Raw genomic sequence first — 10,762 nt, forward strand, 5'->3', positions numbered from 1 at the left:
CGGCGGAGGAGGGCGCGGGCTGCGGGGCGTGCCCGTCCATGGCGCCCTCGGGCGCCGCGTCCGGACGCGGTTCCGGCGGGCTGTCCTGCCGGTGCATGGGTCTGCGGGGCGTGGGACGTGCGCCGCGCTTGCGCTCGATGAGGGCGACGGCTCCCGCGGGCAGCCATGCCGAGGCCGTGCCGCTGTCGTCGCCGCCGGAGGAGAAGAGATGCGGCGCGAGCTGTGCCTGGATGTCGGCCGGGCTGGGGCGTTCCTCCGCGGCCATGCGCATACAGGACTCGATGAGCGGCCGCAGTTCGTCGTTGAGCCCCTCCAGGTCGGGCCCGTCGCGCAGCAGCATGAAGACGGTCTCCACCGGGTTCGCCCCGTGGAAGGGCGCGTGCCCGGTGGCGGCGAAGACGAGCGTGGAGGCGAGGGAGAAGATGTCGCTGGCCCCGGTGACGCTGCGGGAGTCGCGCGCCTGCTCCGGGGACATGTACGCGGGGGTGCCGACGGCCACGTTCGTCATCGTCAGCCGGGTGTTGGAGACGCCCGAGGCGATGCCGAAGTCGATGACGCGCGGCCCGTCCTCGACCACGAGGACGTTGGACGGCTTGAGGTCGCGGTGCACCAGCCCGGCGCCGTGGATCGACTGGAGCGCCTCGGCGACGCCGGCCGCGAGCCAGCGCACGGCCTGCACGGGCAGCGGCCCGCACTCGTTGACGATCTCCTCCAGGGAGGGCGCGGGCACGAACGCCGTCGCGAGCCACGGCACGGCCGCCCTCGGATCGGCGTCCACGACGGCCGCGGTGTAGAAGCCGCTGACGGCGCGCGCGGCTTCGACCTCGCGCGTGAAGCGCACGCGGAACAGCTGATCCTCGGCGAGTTCGGTCCGTACCGTCTTGATCGCCACCCGGCGGCCGGAGGCCGAACGCGCGAGATAGACCAGCCCCATGCCCCCGGCGCCGAGACGGCCGAGCACCTCGAACTGGCCGATCCGTCGCGGATCGTGCTGCGTCAGCTGCTCCACCACTTACCTGCCACCTCCCCGTCGGGGCCACTCGACTCCCGCCCCGTGCAGCTTCTCACTGCCGTACCGGACACATGGTCCGCGGGCTGATTCTTCCTGCCCACGGCGGTGGTTGCGAACCCGGGGGCGGCCGGTGCGGTTCCCCGCAGGCCAAACACCGAAGCGCGAACCCGCATTCCGGTCTCCGGGAATCCCGTGACGGGCCGTGGCGCACCGGTCCCGCACGGGCTGTCCGCCGGTCGGCGACGGCCAGGTCAGCGGTGCGCCGGGGCGGGGCCGCCGCCCGGCGGCGGGTGTCCGTGCCCGTGCGGCCATCGCCTGCCTGCCTCCCCTGTCGCGCCCGTGCCTGTGCCTGTGCCTCCGGCTGCGTTCCGGCTCGCGCTCCCGCGCGCATCCGCGCGCCTGCCTGTGTGTTCCGCCCCCCCGGCACCGGCGGACCCCTCCGCCGGTACGGCACGCTAGCCGCGTTCGGCGGCCCGTGCAGGCCGATGATTCGAACGCGCAAGTGTTCTGCCCTCCGTGCCGCCCCGCGGTACGCCCGCCGTCCCGTGCGGGAGCCCGTCCCGTACGTCTGCCCGCTCACCGTCGCGGGATCCCTCCCGGCTGCGGGCGCCTCACCCCATTTGCATGCGGCCGAATCGCGCGCCCGTTCCTCGTCGATAAGCTGACGGCATGACAGGACAAGTTCGAACCGTCGACGGGCGGGTGGCTGGTCGCCGCGGGCAGGCGACGCGGCAGAAGCTGCTCGACTGCCTCGACGAGATGCTCAGCTCGTCGCCGTATCGCGATGTCAGGGTCATCGACGTCGCACGGCGGGCGGGCACGTCCCCGGCGACCTTCTACCAGTACTTCCCCGACGTCGAAGGGGCCGTCCTCGAACTGGCCGAGTCCATGGCGAAGGACGGCGCGGCCCTCAGCGACCTGGTGGCCGACCGCTCGTGGGCGGGGAAGTCGGGCTGGCGCACGGCCGAGACCCTCGTGGACGGTTTCCTCGCGTTCTGGCGCAAGAACGACGCCATCCTGCGCGTGGTCGACCTCGGGGCGGCGGAGGGCGACAAGCGGTTCTACAAGATCCGCATGAAGGTCCTGAACGCGGTCAACGGACCGCTGACCGAGTCCATCAAGGAGCTTCAGTCCAGGGGCCGGGTCGACAAGGACGTCAATCCGGCGGCGACGGCGGGCGCGCTCGTGATGATGCTCGCGTCGGTGGCGAGCCATCAGAAGGGCTTCCAGACCTGGGGTGTGAAGCAGGCGGAGCTGAAGCCGAATCTGGCGCTGCTGGTGCACCTCGGTGTGACGGGCCGCAAGCCCACGAGATGAACCGTTTTCCCCAACGCTTCAAGAAACGTTTCTCCACACCCTCGCGGTGACTTCCCCAACTCCTCGTCCTCGTACGGCTCTTCGCCGCCCCGTACCCGTGTCACCGGTGTTCCGGGCCGCTTCGACTTGCGTCGCCCGCGGCCGCCGGACGGCGCCGCCCCGGCGTACTCGTCCCGTGACGCTTCCGTGACGGGAACGCCAGGTCACCGGCACTAAGCTCTCCGGCATGCCCATGACCGACGACGGAGTACCCGTCCACATCATCGGCGCCGGTCCCGCAGGACTCGCCACCGCCGCGGCACTGCACGAGCGCGGCATCAGCACCGTCGTACTGGAGAAGGCCCCCTCGGTCGGGGCCTCGTGGCGTGCCCACTACGACCGGCTGCGGCTGCACACCACACGCCGCTGGTCGGCGCTGCCGGGGCTGCCGATACCCCGCTCGTACGGACGCTGGGTGGGCCGGGACGACTTCGTGCGCTATCTGGAGAGCTACACCGAGCACCACGGCATCGAGGTGGCCACCGGCGTCGAGGTCGACACCGTCGAGCGCGACGGGACGGACTGGGTGCTGCACGCCAACGGCGGGCGGCGGCTGACCACTCCCGTGACCGTCGTCGCGACCGGGTACAACCACACCGCGCATCTGCCGTCCTGGCCCGGACGCGAGGGCTACGAGGGCGAGTTGCTGCACGCCTCGCGCTACCGCGACGCGACGCCGTACGCCGGCAAGGACGTGCTCGTCGTCGGCACCGGCAACACCGGGGCGGAGATAGCCGTGGACCTCGCGCAGGGCGGCGCCTCCCGCGTACGGCTGGCGATGCGCACCGTGCCGCACATCGTGCGGCGCTCCACGCTGGGCTGGCCCGCGCAGGCCAACGGCATCCTCTGCCGGCGGCTGCCGACGCGGCTGGTGGACGGCCTCGCCGCGCGCATGGCGAAGATCGCCGTCCCCGACCTCTCCGCGCAGGGGCTGCCCCGGCCGACGACCGGCCTGTACACCCGCGCCCGGCAGGGTGCGATCCCCGTGCAGGACGTGGGTCTTATCGCGGCCGTACGCAAGGGGAAGGTGGAGCCGGTGGCGGCCGTCGAGTCCTTCGACGGCGGGAAGGTGCGGCTGGCGGACGGTACGTCGGTCGACCCCGAGGTCGTCGTCGCGGCCACCGGCTACCAGCGCGGCCTGGAGGAACTCGTGGGCGGGCTCGGGGTGTTGGACGAGACCGGGCGTCCGCTCGTACACGGCGGCCGTACGCATCCGGACGCGCAGGGGCTGTACTTCATCGGCTACACCAATCCGCTGAGCGGGATGCTGCGGGAGCTGTCGCTGGACGCGCGGCGGATCGCGGCGTCGGTCGCACGGGCGGCGACGTCCTGACCGGCCGCCGCTCGTGGACGGCGGGCCCGCTCGCGCCGGGCTCGATCGACGGGCGGAGCGTCAGGGTCTCGTCGTAGTCGCCGCCGCGCTCGCTGCGGAAGCCGATCGGCGCCTCCTGCGGCAGGGCGCGCAGCCGTGCGCGCAGGGCGCTCGCGTAGCCGCCGTACTCCTCCTCGGTGAGGCGGTCGGCGCCGTAGACGACGAACGGCTCGTGCGCGGCCATGCCCGTGTACCAGAACGTGCCGTGCAGCAGCGGCCACAGCACGTCGCCGACGTATCCGTGGATGCCGCGCGGACCGAAGCCCGGCGCCCGTGCGCCGACCGAGGTGACCACCAGGGCGCGGCGGCCGGACAGTCCGCCGTCGCCGTAGCGCAGGGGGCGCCCGTCCGCGCCGTGCAGTCCGAAGGCGAAGCCCTGGACGAGTACGCGGTCGAACCAGCCCTTGAGGACGGCGGGCGGCCCGAACCACCACAGCGGGAAGTGGAAGACGAGGGTGTCGGCCCAGGCGATCTTGCGCTGCTCGGCGCGGACGTCCTCGGGCTGGGTGTCGGTGGCGTACGCGCGCTCCTGCCCGGCGCCGACGAGCAGCCGGGGGCCGCCGTCCGCCGGTGCGTCCGTGCCGCTCGCGCCGGTGGGCTCGGGGCGCAGGTCGGCGGCGTCCAGGACGGCCTTCCAGCCCATCGCGTACAGGTCCGAGACGCGGGTCTCATGGCCCGCCTCCGCCAGCTCCCGCAGGCCCTCGCGCATCAACGAGGCGTTCAGGGAGCGCTGTTCGGGGTGGGCGAATATCCAGAGAACCTTCATGGGGTCGATGCTGCGCCGCGTCCCGGAGCGGAACGAGTGGCCGGATGGCCAGCATGTGGAAGGATCTGGCCATGGCCGCCGCCGCACCGGACTCCCCCGCCGACACCGGGGGACGCCGCACAGCCCGCTCCAGCCCCGCCGCTCCCTTCCGGGACGACGGGCGGCACCGCGTCGCCGTCCTGGTACGCCCGGGGGTGCTGCCGCTCGAACTCGGCCTGGTGCACCAGCTCTTCGGGGCCGCGCGCGGCCGCGGCGGTCCGGCGGGCGACACGGCGGGCGCCACGNAACTGGGCATCCCCCACCGCATCTTCGGCCGTTCCTGGGACGCGTCCGGCACACCGCTCTACGAGGTCGTCACCTGCGCGACGGCACCCGGAGCGGTGCGTACGGACGCGGACTTCACCGTCACCGTGGAGCACGGCCCCGAGGCGCTGGAGGACGCGGACACCGTGATCGTCCCGGCCACGCACGAGGAGGGCGCCACGGAGTCCACCGGGCGGCTCGGCGGTCCGCTCGCCGCCGCGCTCGCCCGCGTACGCCGCCCGGGCACACGCGTCGCCTCGGTCTGCACGGGCGCGTTCGTGCTGGCCGCGGCGGGCTGGCTGGACGGCGCACGCGCCACGACCCACTGGAAGTCCGCCGAGGACTTCCGCCGGCTCTTCCCCCGCGTACGCCTCGACCCGGACGTCCTCTACACCCACGAGCGCACCCCCGAGGGCGACGTCCTCACGGCGGCGGGCGAGGCCGCGGGCATCGACCTGTGCCTGTACATGATCCGCTGCGACCACGGGGCCGCCGTCGCGAACGACGTCGCGCGGACCACCGTCGTACCGCCCCATCGGGAGGGCGGCCAGGCCCAGTTCGTGCCGCGGCCGGTCGCGGAGCCCTCGGCGCGCTCCTCCACGGGCGCCGCGCGCGCCTGGGCACTGGGCCGTCTCGACCGTCCGCTGTCGCTGCGCGAGCTGGCGGAGCGTGAGGCCATGAGCGTACGGACGTTCACGCGGCGCTTCCGTGAGGAGACCGGGCTCACCCCGGTGCAGTGGCTGACCCGCCAACGCATCGAGCGGGCACGGCAGTTGCTGGAGGAGACCGATCTGCCCGTGGACGCCGTCGCGGCCCGCTCGGGCTTCGGCACGGGCGCCTCGCTGCGGCAGCACATGCAGTCGGCGCTCGGCGTCTCACCGCGCGCCTACCGCGTCACCTTCCGGGGCGGCGAAGAGAGCGGGGAGAGCCCGGACGGCGAACTCCTCGGCCGGGAGCGGGAGTTCCGGGGTCAGGACGGCTGAGCCGCCGGGCCCTCTGCCGTGCCCTCCGGCGTACCGCCGCCCCTCCGTATCACCAGGGCCATCACCGCGGCCGTGGCGCACAGCGCGCCCGAGGCCGTCCACGCCAGGTCGTAGCTGCCGAAGGTGTCGCGCACCAGCCCCGTCAGAAAGGCCACGACCGAGGCGCCGACCTGGTGCGAGGCGAGGACCCAGCCGAAGACGATCGCGCCGTCGCGGCCGAAGTGCCGGTGGCACAGGGCGATCGTGGGCGGGACGGTGGCGACCCAGTCCAGCCCGTAGAAGACGATGAAGAACAGCATCGACGGGCGGACGCTCTGCGCGAAGAGCATCGGCAGAAGCAGCAGCGAGACGCCGCGCAGCGCGTAGTAGACCGCCAGCAGCCTGCGTGCGTCGAAGCGGTCGGTGAACCACCCGGAGGCGACCGTGCCGACGAGGTCGAAGACGCCGATCACCGCGAGCAGCGAGGCGGCGGTCGGCACCGGCATGCCGTGGTCGTGCGCGGCGGGGACGAAGTGCACGCCGACCAGCCCGTTCGTCGAGGCGCCGCACACCGCGAAGGTGCCGGCCAGCAGCCAGAAGACCTTCGTACGGGCCGCGTCGGACAGGGCCTTCAGGGCGCGCCTCGCGGCCCCGGGCGGTGCGGGCGGCGGCGTGCGGTAGTCCGGGCCCGCTCCGTACGGCAGCAGCCCCACGTCCTCCGGGCGGTCGCGCAGTACGAAGAGCACCAGCGGTACGACCGCGAGCGCGGCGAGCGCGACGGTGAGCGAGGCGGTACGCCAGCCGGGCCCCTCGACCAGCAGCGCGACCAGCGGCAGAAACACCAACTGCCCGGCGGCGCCGCCCGCCGTGAGGATGCCGCTGACCAGACCGCGGCGCTCGACGAACCACCGTCCGGAGACCGTCGCCGCGAAGGCGAGGGCCATGGAGCCGGTGCCGAGTCCGACGAGGAAGCCCCAGCAGAGGACGAGCTGCCAGGTGGCGTCCATGAAGACGGTCAGGCCGCTGCCCGCGGAGATCAGCAGCAGCGCCGCGGAGACGATGCGGCGGATGCCGTAGCGCTCCATCAGGGCGGCGGAGAACGGCGAAGTGAGGCCGTAGAGCAGGACGTTGACGGAGACCGCCGCGGAGATCGTGCCGTGCGACCAGCCGAACTCGCTGTGCAGCGGGTCGATGAACACGCTCGGCGTGGCACGGAATCCCGCCGCCCCGACGAGCGCCACGAACGAGACGGCCGCGACCCACCAGGCGCGGTGCACACGCGGGGTCCGGCGCGGGGTCCGGCGCCGGGACGGGTCCCCGTCCCGGCGATCGTCGACGGCAGGGGCGGCGGACGCGGGCTCGGCGGGCTCGGCGGGGTCCTTCGCGGTCACTGGTTCGTTCACGGAGACAGCCTCCGCCGGGGGCCTCCCCGTACACGAGTGGCCCGGAGGCCATGTTGTGCGAGGATCGGGCCATGACCGCGAGCGCGACCAGGAACGTGACCTCGAACGTGACGACGAACGTGACGACGAACGGAACCGCGCGGAGGACCGCGACGGAGAGCAGCGCCGCGACCGGGAGCGCGCCGCACCGCGTCGCCGTGCTCGTCCGGCACGGCCTGCTGCCCATCGAACTGGGCATCCCCCACCGCATCTTCGGCCGTTCCTGGGACGCGTCCGGCACACCGCTCTACGAGGTCGTCACCTGCGCGACGGCACCCGGAGCGGTGCGTACGGACGCGGACTTCACCGTCACCGTGGAGCACGGCCCCGAGGCGCTGGAGGACGCGGACACCGTGATCGTCCCCGCCTCGCACGAACTGGACGAGTGCTACACCGACGGACGCCTCGAACTCCCGCTCGCCGAGGCCCTGTCCCACATCCGGCCCGGCACCCGCATCGCGTCGATCTGCACGGGCGCCTTCGTGCTGGCGGCGGCGGGCCTGCTCGACGGCCGCCGGGCCACGACGCACTGGGCGTCGTGCGAACGCCTGCGGCGGCTGCACCCCCGTATCGAGGTCGACCCGGACGTGCTCTACGTCGCCGACGGGAACGTGCTCACCTCGGCCGGCGTCGCCTCCGGACTCGACCTGTGTCTGCACATGGTGCGCGAGGACTTCGGCGCGGACGTCGCCAACTCCGTGGCGCGGCGCACCGTCGTACCGCCCCATCGGGACGGCGGCCAGGCCCAGTTCGTGGAACGGCCCGTGCCGCAGCCGGGCGTACACACCACCGGCGCCGCCCGCGCGTGGGCGCTGCGGCACCTGGACCGCCCGATCGGGCTGCGCGAACTCGCGGACCAAGAGGCCATGAGCGTACGGACGTTCACGCGCCGCTTCCGTGCCGAGGTCGGCACGAGCCCGCAGGTGTGGCTCACACGGCAGCGTCTCGACCGGGCGCGGCATCTGCTGGAGAGCAGTGCGCTGTCCGTCGAAGAGGTCGCGCGGGACGCCGGGTTCGGCTCGGCGTCGTCGCTACGGCTGCGCTTCCAGGCGGCGTTGGGCGTCTCGCCGAGCGCGTACCGGCGCACCTTCCGTGCCGTACGGACGGAGAGCGGCGGCGCGGACGTGGCGGAGGCGGCCGTCTGACGACCCGCCCCGGCCGCCCCGGCACCTCGCGCTCCGCGGGCCGGTACGCATGCGCTGCGCGAGCGCCCGCCGGGACCGCACGGCCCTCGCCCCTCACGCCGGCAGGATCCCGTCCGGGCCGACACCGCCCGCCGTGAGCTGCCGTACCGGCCGGGGAACGGGCCCGCACAGCGCGGTCAGCGAGGCCCGAACGGGCGGCGCCGTCCTGTCCAGTTCGCACCAGATCCGCTTGCCGGCGCCCTCCGGCTGCCAGCCCCAGCGGTCGGCGAGGCCGGAGACGAGTTCGAGACCGCGGCCGCAGGTCTCGTCGCCGTCGGCGTGCCGCTGGCGCGGCGGGCTGGCGCTGCTGTCCGCGACCTCGACGCGGACCGCTCCGGGCATCTGCCGTACGGGCAGCCGCATGCGCAGCACCGACGGAGTGCCGGCGTGCACAACGGCGTTGGTCACCAGCTCCGAGATCAGCAGCACGACCGTTTCCGCGAGCGCCTCGTCGCACTCGACGCCGCACCGCTCCAGCGCCGACCGCGCCCACCTGCGCGCACGGCCCACTTCCGCAGGGTCCGCACCCATCTCCAACTGCACCTGAAGCACCCGCACCGCTCACATCCGTCCGAACCGGCAAGCACATCGCCTCGCGTCCTCACGGGGTCACGGAACGTGACGCCGTGAAGACAGCATGGTCGATGCACAGTTGGGGCGACAAGCGCTTCAGGCATATTCCGACGCAAAGGGTCAGCGGTGCGGCATACTGCCCGGCGCGTACGGGAGTTGAGCACGGGAGCCGTGCGGCGAGCCGTACGCGGTGACCTGCGGGCGAGCAGGCAGGCAGGCGTGAGCGGCGGCGGGGGCGGCGTTCCACGGCCCAGGGGACGCGGCGCGCATCGCACACACCCTGTGGACGAGGCGGCGCGGAGAGCGTACGGGCGGCGGGGCTCAGGCGGCTCAGGCGGCTCAGGCGGCTCAGGCCGAGAGGGGACCGGCGGCGGCCTGCCGGGTGGCGCTGGGCAGATCCGGATAGCAGTCGAAGAGGCGGCGCACGCCGAGCGCCGCGAGCACGCGGTTCACATGCGATCCGTCCTCGGCCCCCTGCGCGGGCAGGATCAGCCTCAAGTGCCCTGCGCAGGAACGCATCAGGCGACGCGAAGCGATCAGCACACCGACACCGCTGGAGTCACAGAAGAGCACTTCCGAAAGATCCAGGACGAGGCTGCGCCGTCCGTCGGCGACCGCGTCGTGTACGTGCTGCCGTACGGCGGGTGAGGTGACCAGATCCATCTCCCCGGACACCCGGAGAACGGCCCACTCCCCCCGTTCCTCCTCCAACACCTTCAACGACACGTCCTCGATTCCCCTTCGCTCGACTACGCCTGCCCGGGCCCCGCGCCTACCGGAATAGTCCCTTCCCTGTGCGGCTGCCCGGCCCCCCACGGTCAAAACGAGCCAGTCACCGGAGGCTGTGCGCTTGCGACGGGTCTTCCCCCGCAATGGTCGCAGTCATACCCGCACAGCATCTTGGCAATTTCTCGCGTGATCGCCCAGCCGCGCCCCTTGCCCAATATCGCAACGTGACGAGATCGACACCATCAGCGATCAGCACTGGAGGCACATTGCCGCAAAGAGACGTCCCTTGTCAGCCCCTCGCACTACATTCGACGTGCCGGCTTGCGAAGGGGGCGCGAGGGGAAAGGCCACGAGCGGCAGGGATCGGGCTGGGAGTCACCATGGCGAACGAGACGACACCGCGCTGGGACCGGAGGACGCAGCAGCGTCTCGCGCGCGGCGAGGCCGCGGCGCTGGGCGAGGTGTACGACCGTTTCGCACCGCTCGTGCACGGCCTCGCCCACCGGGTGCTCGACGACGAACGGGCCGCCGACCGTGCCACGCGCGAAGTCTTCGCCCACATCTGGGAGAACCCGCACTCCTACGACCCCAAACAGGGCCCGATGCGCTCCTGGATCGCGGGCGTCACCCAGGAGATCGCCGCCGCACGGCTGCGCCGACGGCACAGCGAGGCGGGGCCGCCGTCCGCGGACTCCCCGGAGCGGCGCGAGCAGATCGAGGAGAAGGTGCGCGCCGCCTCCACCGCCGCGCGCGCCGACTACATCGTCACGTCCATGCCGTCGTCGCTGCGCGCCGCGCTGGAGCTGACGTACTTCCAGCGCCGCGACTACCGGCAGGCGGCACGGCAGTTGGGCGTCACGGAGGACGAGGCACGGCGACGGCTGCGGCTGGGGCTGCAGTTGCTGTCGTCGGCGCGGAGCCGTCCGATGCCGGCGCACCAGGGCGAGACCGGGCGTCCACGGTGACGGGCGCGGACACCGGAGCCGGGGACGCCGCGGCCGGCGACGCCGGTGACGGCGGCGGCGACGCCGGAGCCGACGGGGACGGGACACGGCACGGGGAC

10 protein-coding genes are annotated in these 10,762 nt (G+C 73.3%); 5 read left to right on the top strand and 5 right to left on the bottom strand.

Going from position 1 to position 10,762, the window contains the following annotated elements:
• Nucleotides 1-1,012: serine/threonine-protein kinase (locus tag AN218_RS15835; protein ID WP_244900471.1), on the bottom strand; the 1,012-nt coding region annotated here is incomplete at its 3' end.
• Between the two features lie 669 nt (nt 1,013-1,681).
• Here AN218_RS15835 and AN218_RS15840 point away from each other — a divergent pair.
• Together AN218_RS15840 and AN218_RS15845 are read left to right on the top strand one after the other, a co-directional pair.
• The gene (locus AN218_RS15840; protein WP_070017534.1) at nt 1,682-2,329 is read left to right on the top strand and encodes a TetR family transcriptional regulator; all 648 of its coding nucleotides are present in this window, start codon (nt 1,682-1,684) and stop codon (nt 2,327-2,329) included.
• Nucleotides 2,330-2,555: 226 nt separating this feature from the next.
• Complete coding sequence (locus tag AN218_RS15845; RefSeq protein ID WP_070017535.1) at nt 2,556-3,701, top strand: flavin-containing monooxygenase; 1,146 nt, start codon at nt 2,556-2,558, stop codon at nt 3,699-3,701.
• On the opposite strand, the gene AN218_RS34540 is transcribed toward AN218_RS15845, so the two are convergent.
• On the bottom strand, nt 3,604-4,506 hold the full coding sequence (locus AN218_RS34540) for an NAD(P)H-dependent oxidoreductase (protein WP_079132212.1): 903 nt from the start codon (nt 4,504-4,506) through the stop codon (nt 3,604-3,606). The genes AN218_RS15845 and AN218_RS34540 overlap by 98 nt on opposite strands.
• Nucleotides 4,507-4,550: 44 nt before the next feature.
• Here AN218_RS34540 and AN218_RS15850 point away from each other — a divergent pair, with 44 nt between their 5' ends.
• Nucleotides 4,551-5,792 (top strand): GlxA family transcriptional regulator, encoded by a 1,242-nt coding sequence (locus AN218_RS15850; RefSeq protein ID WP_079132213.1) that lies wholly within the window; start codon nt 4,551-4,553, stop codon nt 5,790-5,792.
• Here AN218_RS15850 and AN218_RS15855 read toward each other — a convergent pair.
• Nucleotides 5,780-7,174, bottom strand: a complete 1,395-nt coding sequence (locus AN218_RS15855; protein WP_079132214.1) for an MFS transporter — start codon at nt 7,172-7,174, stop codon at nt 5,780-5,782. The genes AN218_RS15850 and AN218_RS15855 overlap by 13 nt on opposite strands.
• Nucleotides 7,175-7,245: 71 nt before the next feature.
• Here AN218_RS15855 and AN218_RS15860 point away from each other — a divergent pair, with 71 nt between their 5' ends.
• Entirely contained in the window at nt 7,246-8,358 is a 1,113-nt protein-coding gene (locus AN218_RS15860) for a GlxA family transcriptional regulator (RefSeq protein WP_079132215.1), read from the top strand.
• Between the two features lie 93 nt (nt 8,359-8,451).
• Here the strand turns inward: AN218_RS15860 and AN218_RS15865 are convergent, their stop codons facing one another.
• Nucleotides 8,452-8,955: an ATP-binding protein gene (locus AN218_RS15865; RefSeq protein ID WP_079132216.1), complete on the bottom strand. Its 504-nt coding sequence runs from the start codon at nt 8,953-8,955 to the stop codon at nt 8,452-8,454.
• Nucleotides 8,956-9,318: 363 nt separating this feature from the next.
• Nucleotides 9,319-9,696, bottom strand: coding sequence for an STAS domain-containing protein (locus tag AN218_RS15870; RefSeq protein ID WP_171908693.1), 378 nt, complete (start codon nt 9,694-9,696; stop codon nt 9,319-9,321).
• A 383-nt stretch (nt 9,697-10,079) separates the two neighbouring features.
• Between AN218_RS15870 and AN218_RS15875 the strand changes: the two genes are divergently transcribed.
• Nucleotides 10,080-10,664 (top strand): sigma-70 family RNA polymerase sigma factor, encoded by a 585-nt coding sequence (locus tag AN218_RS15875; protein ID WP_070017536.1) that lies wholly within the window; start codon nt 10,080-10,082, stop codon nt 10,662-10,664.
• The last annotated feature ends 98 nt before the right edge of the window (nt 10,665-10,762 follow it).

The organism is Streptomyces nanshensis, assembly GCF_001751255.1.
Classification (GTDB): domain Bacteria; phylum Actinomycetota; class Actinomycetes; order Streptomycetales; family Streptomycetaceae; genus Streptomyces; species Streptomyces nanshensis_A.